Annotated in this window: 20 protein-coding genes and 1 riboswitch; of the genes, 14 read left to right on the top strand and 6 right to left on the bottom strand. The window is 56.9% G+C overall.

Annotated elements, in window-relative coordinates; all coding sequences use genetic code 11:
- The 4 genes from R3F50_00320 to R3F50_00305 all read left to right on the top strand — a co-directional run bounded on the left by R3F50_00320 (position 1) and on the right by R3F50_00305 (position 4,078).
- Complete coding sequence (locus R3F50_00320) at positions 1-855, top strand: F0F1 ATP synthase subunit delta (protein ID MEZ5488749.1); 855 nt, start codon at positions 1-3, stop codon at positions 853-855.
- Entirely contained in the window at positions 839-2,392 is a 1,554-nt protein-coding gene (locus tag R3F50_00315; protein MEZ5488748.1) for an alternate F1F0 ATPase, F1 subunit alpha, read from the top strand. The genes R3F50_00320 and R3F50_00315 overlap by 17 nt, the downstream gene beginning before the upstream one ends.
- A 25-nt stretch (positions 2,393-2,417) precedes the next feature.
- Complete coding sequence (locus R3F50_00310) at positions 2,418-3,302, top strand: F0F1 ATP synthase subunit gamma (GenBank protein MEZ5488747.1); 885 nt, start codon at positions 2,418-2,420, stop codon at positions 3,300-3,302.
- Positions 3,303-3,553: 251 nt separating this feature from the next.
- A complete protein-coding gene (locus tag R3F50_00305; protein MEZ5488746.1) occupies positions 3,554-4,078 on the top strand; it encodes a hypothetical protein in 525 nt (174 codons plus the stop codon).
- 267 nt (positions 4,079-4,345) lie between these two features.
- Here R3F50_00305 and R3F50_00300 read toward each other — a convergent pair whose 3' ends face one another.
- Positions 4,346-5,320, bottom strand: coding sequence for an FAD-dependent oxidoreductase (locus tag R3F50_00300; protein MEZ5488745.1), 975 nt, complete (start codon positions 5,318-5,320; stop codon positions 4,346-4,348).
- Positions 5,321-5,804: 484 nt separating this feature from the next.
- Positions 5,805-5,978: riboswitch (cobalamin riboswitch) on the top strand.
- A gap of 116 nt (positions 5,979-6,094) precedes the next feature.
- Here R3F50_00300 and R3F50_00295 point away from each other — a divergent pair.
- Positions 6,095-7,954, top strand: coding sequence for a TonB-dependent receptor (locus R3F50_00295; GenBank protein ID MEZ5488744.1), 1,860 nt, complete (start codon positions 6,095-6,097; stop codon positions 7,952-7,954).
- A 52-nt stretch (positions 7,955-8,006) separates the two neighbouring features.
- On the opposite strand, the gene R3F50_00290 is transcribed toward R3F50_00295, so the two are convergent.
- The 5 genes from R3F50_00290 to R3F50_00270 all read right to left on the bottom strand — a co-directional run bounded on the left by R3F50_00290 (position 8,007) and on the right by R3F50_00270 (position 11,803).
- Positions 8,007-8,177, bottom strand: a complete 171-nt coding sequence (locus R3F50_00290) for a DUF2256 domain-containing protein (GenBank protein MEZ5488743.1) — start codon at positions 8,175-8,177, stop codon at positions 8,007-8,009.
- 96 nt (positions 8,178-8,273) lie between these two features.
- Complete coding sequence (locus R3F50_00285) at positions 8,274-8,759, bottom strand: fasciclin domain-containing protein (GenBank protein MEZ5488742.1); 486 nt, start codon at positions 8,757-8,759, stop codon at positions 8,274-8,276.
- A gap of 351 nt (positions 8,760-9,110) precedes the next feature.
- On the bottom strand, positions 9,111-9,689 hold the full coding sequence (locus tag R3F50_00280) for an Hsp20 family protein (protein ID MEZ5488741.1): 579 nt from the start codon (positions 9,687-9,689) through the stop codon (positions 9,111-9,113).
- Positions 9,690-9,964: 275 nt separating this feature from the next.
- Positions 9,965-11,524: an amidohydrolase gene (locus R3F50_00275; GenBank protein MEZ5488740.1), complete on the bottom strand. Its 1,560-nt coding sequence runs from the start codon at positions 11,522-11,524 to the stop codon at positions 9,965-9,967.
- A 90-nt stretch (positions 11,525-11,614) separates the two neighbouring features.
- On the bottom strand, positions 11,615-11,803 hold the full coding sequence (locus tag R3F50_00270; protein ID MEZ5488739.1) for a hypothetical protein: 189 nt from the start codon (positions 11,801-11,803) through the stop codon (positions 11,615-11,617).
- Positions 11,804-12,029: 226 nt separating this feature from the next.
- Here R3F50_00270 and R3F50_00265 point away from each other — a divergent pair, with 226 nt between their 5' ends.
- The 9 genes from R3F50_00265 (at position 12,030) to R3F50_00225 (ending at position 21,694) form a co-directional block, all read left to right on the top strand.
- Positions 12,030-12,905 carry an MBL fold metallo-hydrolase gene (locus R3F50_00265; protein ID MEZ5488738.1) on the top strand — a complete coding sequence of 292 codons (876 nt, stop codon included), beginning with the start codon at positions 12,030-12,032 and terminating at the stop codon, positions 12,903-12,905.
- Between the two features lie 278 nt (positions 12,906-13,183).
- Positions 13,184-14,455 (top strand): O-acetylhomoserine aminocarboxypropyltransferase/cysteine synthase family protein, encoded by a 1,272-nt coding sequence (locus R3F50_00260; GenBank protein ID MEZ5488737.1) that lies wholly within the window; start codon positions 13,184-13,186, stop codon positions 14,453-14,455.
- A 533-nt stretch (positions 14,456-14,988) separates the two neighbouring features.
- Positions 14,989-16,356 (top strand): hypothetical protein, encoded by a 1,368-nt coding sequence (locus tag R3F50_00255; GenBank protein ID MEZ5488736.1) that lies wholly within the window; start codon positions 14,989-14,991, stop codon positions 16,354-16,356.
- A gap of 182 nt (positions 16,357-16,538) precedes the next feature.
- A complete protein-coding gene (locus R3F50_00250; GenBank protein ID MEZ5488735.1) occupies positions 16,539-16,922 on the top strand; it encodes a DUF302 domain-containing protein in 384 nt (127 codons plus the stop codon).
- A 276-nt stretch (positions 16,923-17,198) separates the two neighbouring features.
- Entirely contained in the window at positions 17,199-17,840 is a 642-nt protein-coding gene (locus R3F50_00245) for a (2Fe-2S)-binding protein (protein MEZ5488734.1), read from the top strand.
- Positions 17,837-20,005, top strand: a complete 2,169-nt coding sequence (locus R3F50_00240; GenBank protein MEZ5488733.1) for a xanthine dehydrogenase family protein molybdopterin-binding subunit — start codon at positions 17,837-17,839, stop codon at positions 20,003-20,005. Before R3F50_00245 ends, R3F50_00240 begins: the two co-directional genes overlap by 4 nt.
- Entirely contained in the window at positions 20,002-21,000 is a 999-nt protein-coding gene (locus R3F50_00235) for an FAD binding domain-containing protein (protein ID MEZ5488732.1), read from the top strand. The genes R3F50_00240 and R3F50_00235 overlap by 4 nt, the downstream gene beginning before the upstream one ends.
- Positions 20,997-21,371 carry a hypothetical protein gene (locus R3F50_00230; protein MEZ5488731.1) on the top strand — a complete coding sequence of 125 codons (375 nt, stop codon included), beginning with the start codon at positions 20,997-20,999 and terminating at the stop codon, positions 21,369-21,371. Before R3F50_00235 ends, R3F50_00230 begins: the two co-directional genes overlap by 4 nt.
- Positions 21,368-21,694, top strand: coding sequence for a hypothetical protein (locus tag R3F50_00225; GenBank protein MEZ5488730.1), 327 nt, complete (start codon positions 21,368-21,370; stop codon positions 21,692-21,694). The genes R3F50_00230 and R3F50_00225 overlap by 4 nt, the downstream gene beginning before the upstream one ends.
- The last annotated feature ends 12 nt before the right edge of the window (positions 21,695-21,706 follow it).

Genomic DNA, 21,706 nt, shown 5'->3' with positions numbered 1-21,706 from the left:
ATGTTGATTGACTGGTTTACCGTTATCGCGCAAGTCATCAATTTTCTTGTGCTCGCGTGGTTGCTGAAACGGTTTTTATACCGCCCAATTCTCAATGCAATAGACGCACGTGAAGAGCGGATTGCTGCCGAACTTGCTGATGCCGATGCGAAAAAGGCCGAGGCGGACAAGCAGTGTGAAGAATTCAGAAAGAAGAATGCAGAGTTTGATAAACAACAGGCCACCCGGATGAATCAGGTAGCAGAGAGAGCGAAAGCAGAGCGTGTGCGCCTGCTTGAGGCGCTGATAGTTGAGTCAGGAGAGCTGCGTAGCAAGATGCAGTCAGGGCTTAAAAAGGAACAGCTTGGATTAAAGGAGGCACTCAGCCAGCGCGCACGAGAGGAGGTGTTTGCTATCGCCAGAAAGACGCTGGCGGATCTGGCGGGAACAACCCTGGAGGCGCGTATGGTGGAGATATTTATTGATCGTCTGGGTGAATTGAATGATGAAAAGATGGCGGGTCTGAAATCCGCGTTTAAAGACTCGACACAACCGCTGCAGGTTCGGACAGCAATTGCGCTGGAAGAGGGACAATGCGCGCTTATTGAAGCGGCAGTCAAAGATGTACTTGGAGAACAAAAAAAGATCCAGTTTACAACCAATGCGGAATTGGTTAGTGGTATCGAGATAAGCACGAATGGCCAGGTAATTGGGTGGAGCATTGCCGACTATCTGTCCTCACTGTCAGAGAGTGTTGACCAGCTGTTGCAAGAACCGGTCGATAAACATGTTGATCCTGGGGCTATCGACACAAAGGAAAATGGGGCTATCGACACAGAGGAAAAAGAACCGGACGGTCATGAAAGCAAAGTCTGAACTTCTGCAAACAACCATCGATGACACGTTTTCCGGCCTGCAGCAGGCTCGATTGTCTTTTTCGCCACAACTGAAGTTGCGAGAAGTGGGCACCGTTACCAGTATTGCTACCGGCATTGCGAAAGTATCCGGGCTGCCAGGTGTTGGTTTTGAAGAGGTGCTCAAGTTTCCAGGTGATATCCATGGCATTGCCTTTAATGTCGATGAAGACGAAATCGGTGTTGTGTTACTTGGCGACTACTGGCATTTGCAGGCTGGCGACGAGGTTGAGCGTTGTGGGCACGTGATTGATGTCCCGGTTGGAGAGGCCCTGATAGGGCGTATCATCAATCCAATCGGCCGACCTCTTGACGACAAAGGCAGCCTGGTTGCCAGTGCGCGTCTTCCCGTCGAGCGCCCATCGCCTGCTATCATGGATCGTGCCCCTGTCAGCGTCCCTTTACAGACCGGTATCAAGGTCATTGATGCACTCATTCCCGTTGGTCGCGGGCAACGGGAACTGATTCTCGGTGATCGACAGACCGGCAAGACAGCTATTGCGCTTGATGCGATACTCAACCAGCGTGACCAGAATGTACTTTGCGTGTATTGCGCTATTGGCCAACGCGCCTCAGGTGTAGCAAAAGTGATTGCGACCCTGCGGGAACAAGGGGCATTGGAATACACCATTGTGGTGGTTACCGAGGGCAATGATCCACCCGGTCTAGCTTACGTCGCCCCCTATGCGGCAACCAGCATTGCCGAGTATTTCATGCAACAGGGCCGTGATGTGTTGATCGTTTATGATGATCTCACACACCATGCTCGTGCCTATCGCGAGCTGTCCCTGTTATTACGGCGCCCGCCTGGTCGAGAGGCCTTTCCGGGAGATATCTTCTACATACACTCGCGGCTATTGGAGCGGGCCACCCACCTGCGCGAGGAGCTCGGGGGAGGATCGCTGACCGCGTTACCGATCATTGAAACCGAAGCGCAGGATATTTCCGCCTACATTCCAACCAACCTGATTTCTATTACCGATGGACAGATTTATCTCTCGCCGTCGTTGTTTGACCTTGGTGTATTACCCGCCGTAGATGTCGGAAAATCTGTTTCACGAGTCGGGGGTAAGGCACAGCGGGCAGCTTATCGCACTGTAGCCGCAGATCTCAAGCTGGCCTATGCTCAGTTCGAAGAGCTGGAAACCTTTGCCCGCTTCGGGGCTCGGCTGGACGATAACACATTGAAAACCATTGACCATGGCCGACGTATTCGGGCCTGTCTCATGCAGCCTGAATTTGCGCCAGTATCCATTGCCGGTCAAATAGTCGTGCTGCTGGCACTGACCGCAAAACTGTTTGATGAAATACCGCTGGATCAGATGAGTGCCGCTGAGCAGGCGTTGCGCACCGCCGCGGCGGAGATTCCCGCCGAAATTGTCGCGCGATTCGAGAGTGCCAGTAAATTGAGCGAAGAAGATCGGGCCGCTATTCTCCAGCTGGCGCGTGACGCGCTCACACAGTTTTCGTCCGGGTCGGCAACGAAGAAAATGGCATGAATTGTGAACTTATGAGTGTCAGCCCATGAGTGACAGTGTTGCCAGCCTGCGTCACAAGATCGCCAGCGCCGAAGAACTCGAATCCGTGGTGCGCACCATGAAGGCCATGGCGGCGTCGAGCATCGGCCAATACGAGAATGCGGTGCGTTCGCTGGATGATTATTACCGTACCGTGCAACTGGGTCTGGCTGCTTGTTTTCAGCAGGATAAATTTCTTGGCGTCATGAACAACCCAGATCAGCAGGAAGGGGCCGCAATTGGCGTGATTGTGTTCGGGTCTGATCAGGGGCTGGTGGGTCAATTCAATGAAGTCATGGTGGAGTATGTGGTGGAATCGCTGGCAAAGTTGCCGGGGGAAAAAGCCGTATGGGCAGTAGGCGAACGTATTCAGTCACGACTGGCGGAAACCACCTTGATACCCGAGAAAGGCTTTGTTCTGCCAAATTCGATCAATGCCATTAGCGTGCTGGTCGGCCAGGTATTGATTGAAATGGAAGCGCGACGCGAACAGGGCACGATCAATCAGGTTTATCTTTTTCATAATCGCCCGCGGACCGGTTCGATCTATTCGTCAGTGAGTCAAGAACTGTTGCCATTGGACGAAAGCTGGCGACGGGATCTGGCTCAGATACAGTGGCCAACGCACAATATACCTGAGGTAATGAATGACCGGGAGCGAACACTGCGGGCATTGGTGCGTGAGTATCTCTTTGTAAGCCTTTTCAGAGCGTGCGCGGAATCACTGGCCAGCGAAAACGCCAGCCGCCTGGCAGCCATGCAACGTGCAGAAAAGAATATCGATGAGTTACAGGAAGAGCTGAATCGCTCATTTCACCGGTTGCGACAGAGCAGTATAGACGAGGAACTGTTTGATGTGATGTCTGGCTTTGAGGCCCTGGGGGGTCGCTGATTTATTACCGCAATGTTCTGGTCTTAAGACGAGCTCGCCGGCGACTTGCTTTGCACAGCTGACACCTCGGCTGTTCACAATTGCTGATGGAGGTCAGAGGTTCCCAACAAGACCATGCCCACCCGCTCGATAGAGCACCTGTTTCGGCCATCACGAAACTGGACAATCTCCCCTCTTAAGATATACCTTTAAGCAGCCTCTTAATCAGAGGCTCCTTAACACCCCTTTAAGTCCCCAAGTGGAGATTGATAATGAAAACTCGCTTAGTGAATTCACTGGCTGCCCTGGCATTGCTCTTTGGTTTCTGTGCGCCGGCTCTCGCCCAGCAGGTTCCAGATGCCATCATCAATAATGATGGCATCGGTTTCTCGCGTATGGCAGACGGCCAACTGATCGCTTACGATCTCGTGGCGGCCTATGACGAGCACATGATCGTAGAAGCAGACTGCAGTGCGTACAAGTCCAGGTTGCAAGGTGTGGATTGGTGCTTCGCAAGCGCCGCAAACCAGTCAAGTTTTGAAGCGGCCACCCAGGACAATGGCCGCAATAAATACCTTCCCTTCGTGGGCGGGCACTGCGCATTAGGTATGAGCGTTGGCAATCTCACAGCCAGAGGTGATCCCCGCACGGCTGTTCGTATCGGTAATCTTCTCGTACTGAACGGCCGCTTCGAAGTCCGCACAAGCTTTCTGCAGGACACCGAGCGCAATATTGACAATGCGCGTTTGCGCTATGAACTGGCGATAGCTGCCGGCAACTTAAAAGTCAACGAGTAGGTTCCTCAAGCAGACATGGCGTCTACAGTTTCGGTTGAATTGTACGGCGCCTGTCATTTCCCCGCTTCAAACTGTCGAAGTTCCCCGCTCGCCGTATGGCTGACTGGGGATCCTTTTATTGATTACCACAATGCTCTGGCGTTGTGGTAATCAAACAGTGGCTCCTTTACTGTGTGCGAGGGATTCTCTGAATTACTGTGCCCGAACCGGTTGGCGGACCTTTGCATTCAGATTTCAGTGATTCCGTCCCCCCGATGCTGAAGCCCTTTAGAACGAATCACGCAGGGCATTGGCCAGTCGAAAGGCGCTGGTGAAAGCAGCTTCGACGCGGCCGCCCAGGCACCAGTCGCCGCAGGCGGCCAGTTTAAGGTTCGGGTCGATGAGAAAATCCTGCGCCAGGGGTTCAACCGTTGCTGCGTAGCGCCAGCGATGCAGATCCAGATGGTCGGGTTCGGGCAGGTTCGGAAGCAGGTTCAGCACTGCTGACAGCAGGGTGTCCTGTATCTGCTCCAGCGGCTTTTCCAGGTTCAGGTCTGCCCAGCTGTTACTGCTTTGCACCAGCAGGCTGAACGGGCCATCGCGGCCGGGCTTTTCGGAGTCAACGGCTATCCAGCCGAGCGGGGAATCTTTGCTGCGAGCGGCCTGAAAGGGCAGTTGAGGAGGCTGACGAAAGCCCAGCATGAGGCTGAAACAAGAGGACATGCGAACTTTCTGCAGGGCCTGGTGGTGTTGAAATTCCGTCGGCAGCAAAGCCCGGGTCTGCGCGGCCGGCGCGGTGATCGCCACCCAGTCAAACGGGCCCCGTTCCTGGCCATTTTCCAGCTCTAATATCCAGCCCGCGGACGTTGAGGTCAGACTTTTAACAGTGGCCTGCAGTTCGATGTCCAGCTGGCTGGACAGTACCTTTCCCAGCGTGTTCATGGCGGGAGCTCCCACCCAGTGTGGTTCAAACCAGGGGCGGCGGTACGATTTCTCTCCCGCACTCAGGGTGAGTGTTCTGGGTTGCCAGTCCTGCAGCGTGGTACTGTCAAACTGCCGGTTCAGAAACTGGCGGAATTCCTGACTGCGAGCGGTGAAATACTGGGCGCCGTGATCGAACTGAAACTCCCCCGCCCTGCGGGTTGCCAATCTGCCGCCGGTCCCCCGGGACTTTTCCAGGATGGTCAATTGGGTGGTGTCCTTCAGACAGGAAGCGAGAGTCAGTCCGGCGATACCCGCACCGATTATTGCCAGGTTGGTCATGTTCACCTTTTTGTAGCAGGCTGAAGCCTTTGGTCAGATGTCCGCGTAGAGTCAGCGGCACAGATTGCAAGGAAATGAATACGCCTGCTGCCCTTTTCTGGATCGGGAGCCGCAGAGGCTCAATGCAATCACTTTTCGAAAGCAACATGGCTTCCCGGCGCAGCCTGGCGGACTGTGCCGTATCGGCTGGCTCCAGAAAAGCTGTCTTCCACTGGTACAGCATCCTTCTAAACGCTCCCCACCCTCCACACCGGGTCAGGCAAAACGGCGTTATTACAACAACACCATAGCCAAACGCGCCTCGGAGCGCTACCATCCGTTTCTGAATCGATACGGTATTTACCCAATCATTGCATAAATTGTTGGCCCAGGACCGCTTCGCTGCTTCCATAGCAGTATTTCCAGCGCCGTACTCAATTTTTCTGGATATCACGTAGAGTGACTACGCTCAATCCATAAAAATCTCCGTGCGGCGCTGGAAATACTACTCTGAAAGCTCCTGACCTCAACAATTTATGCAATGATTGGGTTTACCTGGGAAGTTGGTTAGAGTCCAACACTGCCCCCGCAACGGTATTCCTGTCAGTCTGGAGCGTTCAGTCAGATCGCTCCCGACCGGCCGGTAAGTCCGATACCAGGCCCGTATCAGACTACGTTGAAGAAGCGGAGGGCTTCACATGTGGCTGGACTGCTATTGCCTGCAGGTCAACCCTCGCCTTCGACGCATTCCTCCCATGATGGGAATAGCAAGCAAGATTCACGAGGGCGAATACCATGCGCATCTTCCCGTCTGCACTGTTCGGTGCGGTTGTTCTGATTTTTCCTGTTGCTTCGCTCACCGCCCAGCAGTTGAGTCCCGGCCTGGATGAGGTAATTGTCACCTCAAGCCGCATTCCGACGCCCCTGCGTCATGTGGGCACTTCGGTTTCCGTGCTGACCGAAGAGGAGATCAAGTCCCACGGCAATCTGGCTCTGGTGGATGTGCTGCGACAGATGCCGGGCATCGGCAGTACTGGTGGCGGCGGGGCGGGTCAGCCGACAAGCCTGAGGATCCGGGGCGAGGAAGGCTTCCGCACGCTTACCCTGTTTGATGGCATGCGCCTGCTTGATCCGAGCCTGCCGCAGATCGGCCCCCAGATTGAGCAGCTGCTCAGCGGTGGGGTTGACCGGGTTGAGGTGTTGCGCGGCCCACAGGGGCTGGGCTACGGTGCCGATGCCGGCGGTGTGGTCAACATTTTCAGTCGCCGGGACAGCGAGGGCATGCTGGGGGAGCTGCAGCTGGAAAGCGGTGAATTCGACACCCGCCAGGTCAGCGGCAGTGTGTCTGGTCGCAGCGGCCCCGCGGATTTCTACCTTTCAGCTGTTGACCTCAGTACCAATGGTATTAACTCCCGCCGGTCGGATACCGTGCTCGCCGATGAGGACGGTTACGACAACACGACTTTGCACGGCCGGTTGGGCTATCAGTTATCCGACAACTGGCGCTTAGACCTGGTTCATCGGGACGTGACCGGAGAGTCCGAATTCGACGGCTGTTTCAGGGGGACCACTGTCCATGACTGCGATTCGACGTATGGCCTGCAAAGTTCACGGCTGGCCGTTGAATACAAGGCCGATGGCTTTGGCCACCAGCTGTCCTATGCGACGACGGAAACTTCACGCAAGAGTTATGCGTCAGGGCAGTTGGCGTTCGGGAATGAAGGCAGTCTGGAGCGATTGGAATACACCGGCAGCATGACCCGATCACCAGGTTTCAATCTGGTCTATGGTCTAGACCGCGAAAAAGCGGATAACGGTAACGGCAGTAGGGATAATACCGGGGCCTATCTGGAATACCTGGGCGACTTTTCGGACAGCCTGTTTTTTACTGCCGGGCTCCGCCACGATGACAACGATGACTTTGGTACCAATACCAGTTATCGGGTCAGTGCCGCCTACTTGCTGACACTGAATAATGACGCGCTGCTTAAGTTCAGGACTGCCTTCGGGACGGGTTTCCGGGCGCCGAGTCTCTTCGAAATTGAGTACAACAGCGGACCTTTTGCTTTCCCGCCCGCTGCGCTGGTGTCGCTGCGGCAGGAGACCAGTGAAGGCTTCGAGCTGGGTGTCGAATACCTTGCCGGCCCGGATCTGCGCCTCGAGCTGGTCTTTTTTGATCAGCAGGTAGAAGACGCCATCTTTTTTGACCTGTCCGGATTCAGCGGTTACCTGCAGGACCTGGGCTCCAGTCAGTCGGAGGGCGTCGAGTTTTCTGCTGCCTATGCCTTATCCGCCAATCTGGAACTGTCCGGCAATTACACCTACAACGACACGGAACGCCCGGACGGTCAGCAGCGTATTCGCCGGCCGCGAAATCTGGCCAACCTGGGGCTGACTTACCGTGCTATTGAAGACCGTCTGGCAATTCATGCCTATTACCGTATGTCCCGCGACAGTATTGATGAGGTGTTTGGGGCAGTTACGCCGTTGGATGATTTCGAGGTTCTGGACCTCAATATCAGTTACCAGCTTACTGACTCAGTCAGGTTGGTCGGGCGGGTAGAAAATGCCACCGATGCCCGTTATCAGGAGATTATCGATTACAACACGCCGGGCCGGGCTTACTATGTCGGTGTCGACCTGAAGCTGCGGTGAGGCTGATTCTGCAGGCCGACCCTGGTGGGTATCAATGACGCCTGAGAAGGGGTCAGGCATTGCTGTGATAAGAGCCTGTCACTGTGTTTCTGTGACGGCGGCATCGTTCGGAACAGTACTTGACAGCAGGCCAGGAAGACTTCCATTTTTTGCGCCAGACGAAAGGCCGCTTGCAGGTTTCGCAGGCCTTTTCAGGTAGTCTGGTTTTATTTCCTTTGTGCATTGAGCGGAATCACCCGGGCTCGTCCGGGTTCACCAGATAAAAAATGGCCGACTGAGAGTCGGCCAGAACAAGAGAGATGTTTAACTAAGATAGGTGCTAGTTGGGTAATACGACTGAGTCAATAACATGGATCACTCCGTTATCAGTTTCGATGTCGGCACTGATCACGGTCGCGTTGTCGACTTTAACGCCGTCGGTCGCATCCACGGACAGGGAGCTGCCCTGCACACTGGCAACTTGCGCGGTCTGACCGGCAATGTCAGCAGACATGATCTTGCCGGGCACTACATGGTAGGTCAGTACGGCAATCAACTGGTCCTGATTTTCGGGCTTGAGCAGATTTTCGACCGTGCCTGCGGGCAGTTTGGCGAAAGCCTCATCGGTCGGAGCAAAAACGGTGAATGGACCGTCGCCTTTCAGAGTTTCAACCAGACCGGCTGCCTGAACTGCGGCCACCAGGGTGTTGAACATTCCGGCAGCAACGGCGGTATCGACGATATCCTGAGCCTTGACTGAGACCGACGTAAGAGCAAATGAACTGGCGGCGACAGCGGCAAGGACGGTTCGGGAAACAAAATTCATAGTACACTCCTCAGTGTTTAAACGCATTGTCAATGATAGGGACAAGTGGTTACGCGCTGTTTCTTGAAGCGGTTCATAAAAAATTAGATTGCTGAAAATAAGTAAGGAAGTACTGACTGATTATCCCGATGCTTTGCGTGATTCTGTTGTGTTCTTCAGACAAGCCCTCAGGCTTTGTTGTGCTGCCTTGACAGGCCGACGCGTGCCGACGGCAATGCGCCTCGCCGACCGCGTATTTTCTGTTAAAATACAATCGTTCAATAATAATTCGCCGCGCCCTGGTGGTCCGCAGATCAACAGGGCTTGGCGCGGATTTTTTTAAGGTCGGGAGCTTTCCTTCCGCAGGCCTGCTCAGACTTTCGGGATTGTGATAACAATCCCCTGGGCGTTTTTGTCAGTCCTCATCGCCAGCGGGTCCACCGGGTCGCTCAGGGGAATCGAGCGGGAGAATTGACTGCGACTGGAGAATGTTGCGGCGAAGCTGCCCGGTGCGGTATAGACGATGCTGCCGGCCACCCGGACGGTGTTGTCCTCGATGTCGGTCGATAGCTCCAGTTCACCATTCTCTGGCACTTCTATAACCACCCGGTATTCGCGGTCGGTCTCGCTCACTTCAATCGTCGGGGCAGCGGATGCGCGCAGTCCCGACGAGGGGAGTGCGCGACTGTCCTGCAAAAGCGATCCGAACAGCGCATCCATCTGCTGTTGCATATTGGTGAACGGATCACCGCCAGCGCCGGATCCCCAGGGATCAAACGGTCGGGCTGTGGACGGGGTGGCTGAGGGGGTGACATTTTCAGCCCCCTGCAGTTCGGAAATTTTTCTGTCCAGGCGGTAAACCTGGTAGGACTGTACGGCAAAACCGATTCCCAGCAGAGTAATCAGCGACCGCCAAAGAAAGGATCTGTGATTGAATTGTTTTATTCTCATTCCATCCCTCAAAAACGTAACAAAGACGAAATAAAAATCAGGGGTTACGGCCCCCTGTCTTGCCTGGCAAAGGAGAATGTAGGGATTCCAGCAAATTTTTCAAGGGCACAGGCCGGGAGCGATTCGTTGTGCGTGAGCGGCGGGGTAAGGCTGCGGCGCTTAAGGCCCTGTAGTGGTGGGTGATCTGAGCAGTCACTGTCGGCTGCTCGGATCACCCTGCGGTAAGAATCAATCGGCCCCGGCTGGGCCCTTGGTTCCGCCGCGGCTCTTTGCGGCTACCTGCCGCGCTGGATCAGAGTGGGCTCCAGTTGCGGGTAGTCAATGCCCAGCTGTTCCAGGTAAGTGTCATAGCGGGAAGGGTCGTAGTAGAGCTCCTGTAACTGCGCCTTGAACTGAGCCATGGTTTCGGCGTTCTTTTCTATCGCTGGCGGATCATTCGGGCCGATGAACGGCGTGTACTGATGATTCTGCGTCTGCACGTCGTCGAAGTAACCCCAGGCGTCTTCCACCAGGGCCTCGTCCTGAACCAGGTCCAGCATGGTGGCGGCGATTACTTTGGCGCCGGCCGTCGCGCCCTTGTGGGCGATGGGGGTGGCCATGGCCATGGCGCTGGACCAGTGATGACCCTGCAGACCGCGCACGTTGGACGGGAAGCGCAGGGTCACGGTCGGCACATTCCAGGACACATCGCCGATGTCGTCAGAGCCCCCGGAAACCGGGTTCTCCAGGGGCGGCTGGATACCCGACAGTTCAGAGGGCAGGCCCTGTGGATCTTCGTTCCCCATCAGCTCTTGAATCGCCTTGGCGAATATCTGGTCGTCTTCGGTCCAGGTGGGGAGGCCGACTGCCTGAATATTTTCGTCCATGGCCAGGGCGATAGGCCGGTTGAAGTGCCTGGGGTAGGCGGTGCCCACGATACGGCGACTGACTTCGGTATCGGTCATCATGGCGGCACCCTCGGCAATCCGCTGCAAGGCGCCGAAATTATTGCGGATGCCGTCGGCCGTCACTTCCCGGATGAAGTACCAGACGCTGGCATAGGAGGGGACTACATTGGGCTGGTCTCCTCCGTTGCTGATCACGTAATGGGAGCGCTGCAGCGGGTGCAGGTGTTCGCGGCGGTAATTCCAGGCCACGTTCATCAGTTCGACAGCATCCAGGGCGCTGCGTCCCTGCCAGGGGTCGCCTGCACCGTGGGCTGCTTCCCCTGCGAACATGTATTCCACCGACACCAGGCCGGTACCCCGGGCGTCGCCCCAGCTGACGTTCATGTTGTTGGAAACGTGGGTGAACAGTACGGCGTCAACATCGTCGAACAGACCGTCCCGGGCGAACCAGGCCTTGGTGCCCAGCAATTCCTCGGCTATGCCAGGCCAGATGACGATGGTGCCGGGCAGCCCCTCGCGCTCCATGATCTCCTTGACGGCCAGTGCGGCCACAATGTTGACTGCCTGTCCGGAGTTATGGCCTTCCCCGTGACCCGGCGCACCTTCGATCATAGGCTGCCGGTAAGCGACACCGGGCATCTGCGACGCTTTGGGAATGCCGTCCACGTCCGACCCCAGGGCAATGACCGGTTCGCCGCTTCCCCAGGTTGCCAGCCAGGCGGAAGGAATTCCTGCCACCCCAAGCTCAATGTTGAAACCATTGTCCGCGAGGAGGCCGGTAAGGTAGCGCTGGGTTTCAAACTCCTGGAAGCCCAGCTCGGAAAAAGAAAACAGCATGTCGACTATTTCCTGAGTTAACTTGGCGCTGCTTTCGATATAGTCGGCCGCCTCGGCCTTGAAACCGGTCAGTTGGGCCAGGGAGGGCTGTGCCGCAACGGTAAGCAACATCACGAGGGAGACCGTGGGCAGGAGATAGCGGGTAATAGACATAGCGACCTCTTTTTGTCGTGTTGAAGTGAATGGCAGACCGGGTTAAGCCTACGCGTTTTCTATCCCTGCCGCCAGTTTATGACCGGCCGGACACGGCCGGCCGGCTGCTGCCGGGGCGCCCTTCAAGCGGGCAGAAAACCACCAGTCTGCACCAGATCCGGTCAGGCCGGAAAGGGTTTTCAGGCCAGCGGCTGCCGCCATGCCGGTCATCCAGGCCAGGGGCTGGGTGCCGGACACCGCGGGCACCGGCTACCCAACGCTGGACAGCCTGTTTCGGGCTGCATGGCCAGGCCAATATTGCAAGGCCGTTGCTGCAAGATCAATGCCTAAGACCCAGTACTGCATTGAAGTCGCCAGAGCCGGCGGGTGTCTGACTTCAGGTGCGAGATAAGCAGCCAGTGTACTTTCTGGCGCTTAGTGGTCCATACTTCGTTCTGCCTTGAATGCAGATTCTGGAGGAAGCATGAACACACTGGGACGAAAACTGCTGCAGGCCGGGCTGACCACGCTGTTGCTGGTGGCCAGTACCACGGTCATGGCACGTTGTACCGAGAGCGGCATCGCGTTACAGATTCTTGGATCCGGCGGGCCCTTTGGCGACGGTCGGGCATCCAGTGGCTACGTCCTTTGGGTGGACGGAACCAGCCGGATTTTAATCGACGCCGGCGGTGGTACGTTCAGCCGTTTTCATGAAGCCGGAGCGACCATCGAAGACCTGCAGCTGCTGGGGTTGAGCCACTTCCACCCCGACCATGCCGCAGAACTGCCGGCGCTGCTCTGGCCCCGCAATGGCAATCTGAGAATCGCAGGGCCTGCCGGGAATGCAGGTTTCCCGTCGCTGGCTGAATTTCTTGACGGCCTGATGGGCCCCGCCGGGGTATTCCGGGTACTGGCGCCGCGCTTCCAGTTTGAGACTGTTGTCGTCGACAGTGGCCCCACGGTTACCGAAGTCCTGGACACGGGGCTCTTGCAGGTAACCGCCAGTGGCGTACCTCATGGCGATGTGCCTACCCTGGCATTCCGGGTTGAATACCAGGGCGCCAGCTATGTTTTCAGCAGTGATCAGAACGGGACTGATCCGGCGTTCGTGGAATTCGCCCGTGGCGCCGATGTGCTGGTCGTGCATTTTGCCGGTTCAGAATATGGCACCGGCCTGGTTGCCGAGTTACATGCGAAACCCAGCGTCTGGGGCCGGATAGCCAGCGCTGCGGAGGTTGGCAGGCTGGTTCTCAGCCATATATCATCCAACCAGGATCTGGAGGCCAACCTGGAAATTCTGCAGGAGAACTACACAGGACCGTTGACTGTGGGTGAAGACCTGCTCTGCATTCTGCCATAGGCCGGCAGCCTGACAGTAACCAACCTTATAAAGCCGCTTCCGGAAGCTGTCAGCGAGGGCGGGAAGCCGGCCAGTGAAGCTGTGGCTGGATTCGGTGCTAGTGGCCAGTAATAATCAGTCATGCTGTACGAATAACGTTGCAGAATTTTCCCGGCAGAATAAGCGCACCGGCAGAAGTGCATAAAGAGCAGAACAGAAAACGGCATAAAAGAGCAGAAAAATAGCGGGGCAGACCTGCAGAGAAGTAAAAAAGCAGACCAGAATAAAAGGATAAATTGATGAAGAAACAAACCCTTGCCATCCATGCGGGCTATGAAACTGATCCCACGACCAAGTCGGTTGCGGTACCCATTTACCAGACAGTCGCTTACGAATTCGATAATGCCCAGCACGGTGCGGATCTGTTTAACCTGGCGGTGCCGGGGAATATCTACTCGCGCATCATGAACCCCACCTGTGAGGTGTTAGAGCAGCGCATGGCGGCCCTGGAAGGGGGGCTTGCCGGACTGGCGGTAAGTTCAGGCATGGCAGCGATCAATTACGCCATCCTCAATATTGCCAGAGCCGGAGACAATATCGTCTCGGTGCCCCAGCTCTATGGCGGCACTTATACGCTGTTTGCCCACATGCTGCCCAGCCAGGGCATCGATGTGCGGTTTGCAGAGAATGACTCGGCCGAGGCAGTAGAAAAACTTATTGATGCCAACACCAAGGCGGTTTATTGCGAGACTATCGGTAATCCCGCCGGCAATATCGTGGATATCGAAGCCATCGCCGCAGCCGCGCACCGCCATGGGGTGGCCGTCATCGTCGATAATACGGTGGCAACCCCGATCCTGTGGAATCCGATTGACCACGGTGCCGATATCGTGGTGCATTCCCTTACCAAGTATGCTGGCGGACATGGAACGTCGATCGGCGGAATCATCGTCGATTCCGGTAAGTTCCCCTGGGCCGAGCACGCGGCTCGTTACCCTGGCCTGAACACGCCTGAACCGTCCTACCATGGTGTGGTTTACACCGAGGCCCTGGGGGAAGCGGCCTATATCGGACGCGCCCGCACTGTACCGCTGCGCAATACCGGTTCCGCCCTTTCACCCATGAATGCCTTCCTGATACTGCAGGGAATTGAAACGCTGGGTCTGCGCATGGAGCGGCATTGTGAAAATGCCCTCGTCGTGGCCAGTTACCTGAAAAACCATCCGAAAGTGGAGTGGGTGCAATACGGGGGCCTGGAGGGTGATCGCTATTACGACCTGGCACAGAAGTACTGTGGCGGAAAACCCGCTTCACTGCTGACTTTTGGTATCCAGGGTGGCTTTGATGCCGGCGTCAAGTTTTATGATGCGCTGCAGATGATCAAGCGTCTGGTCAACATCGGGGATGCCAAGACGCTGGCGTGTCATCCGGCCTCCACAACTCACCGGCAGTTGACCGAGGAAGAGCAGGTCACCGCCGGCGTGGCGCCTGAGATGCTCAGACTGTGCGTCGGTATTGAGCATATCGATGACATCCTTGCCGATATCGAGCAGGCATTCGCAGTGGTCTGAGAACGCCATCGCGCGGAGCCAGCCCGGCTCCGCTGGGGTGCCTTGCAGTGGCTCAGACATTCTCTGTGCCTTGGGGGGGGGGGAGGTGGATTTGGAGGTCCACAGGCCCGGGACCCTGCCTGGGAGGAAAGGCGTAGTAATGATGGTCAGATTTCGATTCCATGGCTGGGATCAACCTCCTCCAGAGGCTGGCCGAGGGGTGCCCTGAAGGTTATAAAACACGTTGAATGGGTTAGACTTTTGCCCAGAATCGGATTAGTCTTCGAAAAGATTCAATCCCTCTGCTGGGTCTCGTGCGTGAGTTGGGCCGGTAGTGAGGGCTACGGCACTCTTATAACAAAAGGTGCCGGTAATACAGAGAATAGACAAAGAACCGAAGAGCTGAAGAGCATAAGAACAGGAACGGCAGAAAACCCCACAGACAAAGGAAGACAGGCAGCAACAAGCTGCCAGGTTAATAAATACCGCGAGAGAAAAAGAACAGACTGCACTATCAGAACACCCGGAATATAAAACATAAGAAGGAACTCACAATGAAGCCTCTTACCCTCAGACTACTACCGCTCCTGGTTGGCGCTTATACAGCGACCACCGCCGCCGCTGATGCACCGACTTTTTATGCCGATGCCCTGCCGGTTTTTCAGAAAAACTGCGTTGCCTGTCACCAGGAAAACCCGCCTGACGTAGGCGGCATCAGCGCGCCCATGTCGCTGGCCAGCTACGACGAAGCAAAAATATGGGCCCCGCTTATCCGCCGTGCCGTGGAGACCGGCTACATGCCGCCATGGGGTGCCCATGAACGCCACAAGGGGGAGTTCGTCGGTGAACGCTACCTGGAAAAGGCCGAGAAAGAATTGCTTATAGCCTGGGTCGACGGTGGAGCGCTGGAAGGCAGCCCAGCCGATGCCCAGAACAACGCCAACCAGAGTATTGAGGTGGGTGGCACCGTGATGCCACCAACCGGCTGGTGGATTGGTGAGCCGGACCTGGTTGTGCAGTTTCAGGAGCCGCTCCATGTGGGCGATGATGTGGAAGACTGGCAGCCTACAGTACGCATGCCGGTTCCCGAAGGGGCGCACACTGAGCCAAGGTGGATTTCCAAGGCAGAACTGGATCCCGGTGGCCCCTGGGTTCACCACATCGTGTCCAGTCACATGGGCGTTGGTGTACCGGGTCGTGGGCCGTTCACCTACCCGGAAGGCTGGGGTGTCCTGTTGCCTGAAGATCCCTTTATCACGGTCAACATGCATTACCACAAGGATACCGGGCCAGGAACCGGCGTGGATGATCTGACCCGCGCGGGCTTCGAGTTCTATGAAGACGGCGAAGTGATCGACTACGTAGTGGAGACCAACCTGCTTCCACATCGCGGCTGGACTATTCCGGCCGGCGCTTCCAATCACGAGGTGAGCAATACTTTCGACGTGGACGAGGACATCTACCTGCTGTCCATGGGGCCTCACATGCACTACCGGGGCAAGGCCATGCGCTACGAATTGGAATACCCGGATGGCGAAAGGGAAACCCTGTTGTGGGTACCCAAATACGACTTCAACTGGCAGTTCCTGTACGAGTACAAGGAGCCCAAGTTCATCCCGGCGGGTTCCACCATGCACATGAGCTGGTGGTTCGATAATTCCGAGAGTAATCCCTGGAATCCGGACCCGACCCAGGACGTGGTCTATGGCCCCGCAACCACTGATGAGATGGCCAACGCGCGCATTTATTACGCACCGGCCATACCTCGCGGAATTGTCGTCGGTGAAGATCTGCCCGCCGATGTGCTGGCCGAAGCCCGTGCCTCCGAGCAGCGCCGTCGTGAGAATACGCGCGTGGACTTCGGTCCCGGAAGTGACGATTTCAGCTGGTTGACTGAAGACGAACGCGAACACGATCACTGATCGGTCGAATGGTTGTTCCAGTACAGGAAAGGGGCGGAAGGGCTGCAGGCCCGACCGTCCTTTTTTGTTTTCAGTGAGCCGGCAATAAGCGCCCTGGCAGTTTACGATTATAAGTAAGAGAGTTGTAAGCCACGCAAACGAGGCAGAACTGGTATTAACCCGGTTGGAATTCCATGACTGAGATGTACTACATTGTTGAGTCCTCCAAGTCTTTCGAGCAGGCCTCCCAGGACCTGGATGCGGCGGTAAAACGGCATGGCTTCGGCGTGCTGCATATCCACGATCTTGGCGAGACATTGCGCAGCAAAGGTATTCAGTTTGCAGAGCAGTGCCGGGTTTTTGAAGTGTGCAATCCACAGCAGGCAGCGAAAGTGCTGGCAACTGACATGCGTCTTAACATGGCCTTACCCTGCCGAATCTCTGTGTTCACCGAGAACGGTAAAACCAGGCTCGGCCTGATAAAGCCGGCCCGGATGCTCTCGGGCTTATCGGATGACCAGCAGCTGGCGGAGATTGCCGGGGAGGTCGAGAAAAAAACTCTGCAGATGGTTGATGAGGCCAAATAATTTTCGGTTTCGAGTGGCGCCGCTTTGCAGGGACCGCATGGCAGGGATTCCAGGCCCTTGGCGGTGGAAGATTCGAACCAGGCCGGTTGCTTCTTAATATCTGAATCAGCAAGTCAGTCGACGGGAAGCCACGGGACAGTAAATAAAACCAGAAAACAAAGGCACTAATAAGAACCGCAGAAAATGGGCAAGCCTAAACTGCAAGAAAAACAAAAAAACAAAAAAACAAAAAAGACAAAAACAAAAACAAAAAACCTAAGCTTGGGGAGACCAACAATGAGCGACCCCTCAGACAAATTCTCTGATACCAGGCCGGCCGACACGCCGGAACTGTCCCGCCGTACGTTCCTGAAGACCACTGGCGCCACGGTCGCGGCTACAACTGTGGCGCCGGCAGTAATCAGTGCCGCATCAGCCAGGGCGCAGGAGAGCAATCAGGGTGCCGGCACGGCCATCGAGTTGACTGTCAACGGTGTGCTGCGCCGGGTGACGGTGCAGGACCATTGGACGCTGGTTGAGCTGTTGCGCGATCATCTGCAGCTGACCGGTACCAAAATAGGTTGCAACCGCAGTGAATGTGGAGCCTGCACGGTGCTGGTAGATGGTCAGCCCCTGTATTCCTGCAGCCAGCTCGCGGTGTGGATGGATGGCCGCCGTGTCACCACCGTGGAAGGGCTGGCAAGGGACGGGCAGCTCTCGCCTGTTCAACAGGCCTTCGTGGACCACAATGGTGCCCAGTGCGGATATTGTACGTCAGGTCAAATAATGACCGCAACTGCCTTGCTTGCTGCCAACCCAAGCCCAGGTGCCGAGCAGGTGAAAGCCGCCCTGGTGGGTAACATCTGCCGCTGTTCCAACTATAACGCTATCGTTGAAGCGGTGGTTGACGCTGGACAGGGTAATGGAGGTGCAGCATGAGCGAGCAGATCAATTACGCAGTTGAACCTTTAAATACCGTCGGCCATGAGACGCCCCGTATCGACGCCGTCGAAAGGGTCACCGGAGCTGCCCGGTATACGCGGGATCAGCGACTGCCAGGGATGCTTTATGCCCGCATTCTGCGCAGCCGCCTGCCTCACGCCCGCATCCTTTCTATCGATACCCGCCGGGCGGAACAGCTCGACGGCGTGCTGGCGGTGATTACCCATGAAAATGCCCAGGTGGTGTGGGGGTCCGGTTCGGTATCCGGTGGGCGCCAGTACAGCGATCAGGTCAAGGACGCCACCCTGCATCGCCGTTACATCTTCAACAATCCCTTGCGGTTTGTCGGTGAGCCGGTTGCTGCGGTGGCGGCTACGGACCGTCATATCGCGGAGCAGGCCCTCGGCCTGATCGATGTGAGCTACGAAGAGCTGCCGTTCGTGCTGGATCCGGAAGAAGCCCTGCAGGCCACTGCTGCAAAGATCTGGCCAGAGGGCAACCTGGCTCCTGATGCCGGCAATAATTTCGCGCCCATGGTAACCCGTCGCGGTGAGATTGATGCCGGCTTTGCCCAGGCCGACCGGGTATTCGAGGACCGCTACAGCACTTCTTTTATTCACAATGCACAGATGGAACCCCGTTGCGCACTGGCGCACTGGGAAGACGACAAGTTGACTCTTTATTCCCCGACCCAGGGGATTTCCAATTGTCGCCATGATACGGCTCGCGATCTGGGCCTCGCGGATCATCAGGTCAGAATTATCTGCCAGTACATGGGAGGCGGGTTTGGCAACAAGAACCAGAACCAGGACACGGATCTGATTGCCGCCACCCTGTCCCGGCGGACCGGCGCGCCGGTGATGCTCGAGTATTCCCGCAAGGAAGACTGGACCGGGGTACACGGTCGCTGGCCTACGGTGCAGTACTACAAGGTGGGCGTGACTGACGCCGGCACCGTGACGGCCATGCAGATGAATGCCTACAGCGGCATGGGCCCGTATCGGAAGAACTCCGGTGGCATCAGTGGCATGGAAGGCTATGCCTGCGATAATTTTGAACGAACCATCTACCCCGTCTACACCAACCGGACGGTATCGGGCAACTTTCGTGCCCCGTCAGAACCCCATGGTCATTACGGAATCGAGTCCATGATGGATGAGATTGCCTATCAGTTGGGCATGGACCCGGTGGAATTCACCCTGATCAATATGCGGCGCCCCACCGACGCCCGACCCTTTACCAATTATTCGCTGGATCAGTGTATCGCCCGTGGGGCGGAACTTTTCGATTGGTCAAACCGTCGCCGGGTCAACCCCGGTTCCGACACGGGTGCCTTCAAGCGGGGGGCCGGCTTTTCCTTCATGATGTTTCGAGCCGGGCTCGGTACCAGCAGCGCCATCGTGCGCGTGGATGAAAACCGGCGTTACACCTTGTTTGTCGGGGTTACCGACATCGGCCCGGGCGCCAAGACCACCATGGGTATGATTGCTGCCGAAGAGCTGGGCGTACCGCTGGAGCAGGTGGAGGTGGTATCCGGCGATACTGATCGCTGCCCCTACTCGGTGGGCGAATCAGGCAGCCGTACCACCATCATGACCGGCTACGCCGTGGTTGAAGCCTGCAGGGACCTGAAGCGCCAGATCGCCCAACGGGGTATGCCGGCCCCGGGCAATGCCCTGATCGCTTCAGCGACCCCGTCACCAACAACGGACGGCAAGGTGCGCAACTGCTTCGCCGCACATTTCTGCGAGGTGGAGGTGGATACCCGTCTGGGCACGAGCGTGGTAACAAAATACGTGGCGGTGCATGAATCCGGGCGACTGATAAATCCCCAGACTGCCAGAGATCAGATTCGCGGTGCCACTATCCAGGGTATTGGACAGGCGTTGCATGAGAATACCCTGTATGACCGCAACACCGGCCAGCCCCTCACCTCGGGCTATTACAGCGGGCGCCTGGCGACCCACCTGGACGTGCCGGATATTGAAGTCGAGTTTATCGAGGTGGATGACGGCTATGGTCCGTTTGGCGCCAAGACCGCCGGTGAGTCGGGCATTATTCTTTCTCCGGCCGCGGTCGCCAATGCAGTAAGCAATGCCATCGGAATACGCATGAAGGAATTGCCGATCACTCGCGACAGAATTCTGGAGGCGCTGTCATGAAACAGTTTCAGAACGTTAATGCGCGCAGTCTCCAGGAAGCCGTCGGTCTCGCACAGCAGGCCAGAGAAAGGGGGCAGGTCATTGCTTTTTCTGGTGGTGGCACCGACCTGCTGCAGCAGGTCAAGGATGGTACCGAGCAACCGGATGTATTAATCAATCTGCGTACTGTAGAGGGTGAAGACCAGATCACCCAGGTGACCGGCGGTATCCAGATCGGCGGGCAGGTGACTCTGGCGGCACTGGCTGCCAGCCCTGTCGTCAGAGCCGGCTATCCGGTGCTGGCGGAAGCCGCCCAAGTGGTTGGTACGCCCCAGATCCGTAACGTGGGGACGCTCGCCGGCAATGTCACCCAGCGGCCCTGGTGCTGGTACTATCGCAACGGCTTTAACTGCTACAAGGCCGGCGGCACCCAGTGCTACTCCGTGGCCGGTGAAAATCAGCAGCATGCGATTCTGGGTGGCGGTCCCAGCTACATTGTGCACCCCTCCGACCTGGCCCCGGCACTGGTGGCCCTCAATGCCCGGTTTAATCTCATTGGCCCCGCGGGCCAGCGCAGTCTTGCCGCGGAAGAGTTTTTCCAGCTGCCGGCTGAAAATCCCCGCTACGAGAATGTACTTGCCCGGGACGAATTGCTGGCCAGTGTGCAGCTGCCAGAGCCGGCCGCCGGCAGGGTCAGTTCCTACCATAAAGTGATGGATCGACAGGCCTGGACCCATGCGGTGGTCAGTGCTGCTGTGGTGCTGGAGTTGCGTGACGGGGTCTGCGATCTTGCTTCCATCGTATTGGGCGGAGTGGCGCCCATCCCCTGGCGTGCAAGAGAAGCCGAGGCGTTACTGGTCGGTAAGGCGCTGACCGCCACCCAGGCGCAGCAGGCCGGTGAAACCGCTGTCAGCGGCGCCCGGCCACTGGCAAAAAATGCCTACAAAGTGCCTATGGCCAGCGCCGTGGTAGAGCGCCTGCTGCTGGCGCTTACAGATCAGCAGGCCGGTGTATGAAGCGCCGGGATTTCCTGCGATTGCAGTCTGCCGGGAGCCAGCAGATCGCGACCCTGTCCTGTGAACGGCTGTTTATGTGCTACGCCGATAGCAGTATCCGGCAGGAGGGCAGGGCAGGCCTGTTACCTGAAGGCGAAGACTGGTGGGCCTGCGAGCCGCCACGCCAGGTGGACAGGCTGTCGGCCGAGCAGCTGTTCCATGAGATAGGCCAGGAAATTGCCGGTGCCGACGTGCTGGTGCTGAAGGATCGGGAGTGGCTGCAGGATGATGAATTTGGCCGGCATGTCGAGCAACTGCTTGGCAACTTCAGGGCGCAGAATCGAGAGATTCGCTATTCAACCATAAATTCCAGAACAGCGGTGAAGTCATGACTCTTGTCACAATCCGTCAGCTGTCGATAGTCCTCGTGCTCCTGTTATTGACCGCGTCCTGTGAGCCGGCCGTGGATCAGGATGAATTATTGTTGCAGCGCCTCAGCGCGGCCATGGCCGCGGCCGCTGATCTGCCTCAGGCGGGGCTCACGATTACGGTCGACGGGGGTGCGGTACTGGTCTCGGGCAGTATCGATTGCGAAGCCTGTGGGGGTACGCGCACTCCCGGTGGAGTGGATACCATCCAGCAAAACCTTGGTGCAGTGATCAGGGCGGTGCCGGGTGTCGGCGCGGTGACTTTTGATCTGCGAGGGTCCCGCTAAAAACTGGAGAAC

Source organism: Gammaproteobacteria bacterium (genome assembly GCA_041395725.1).
Taxonomy (GTDB): Bacteria; Pseudomonadota; Gammaproteobacteria; order Pseudomonadales; family Pseudohongiellaceae; genus NORP240.
Note: the sequence above shows the minus strand (reverse complement) of the source record. Positions and strands in the feature narration are given on the sequence as shown.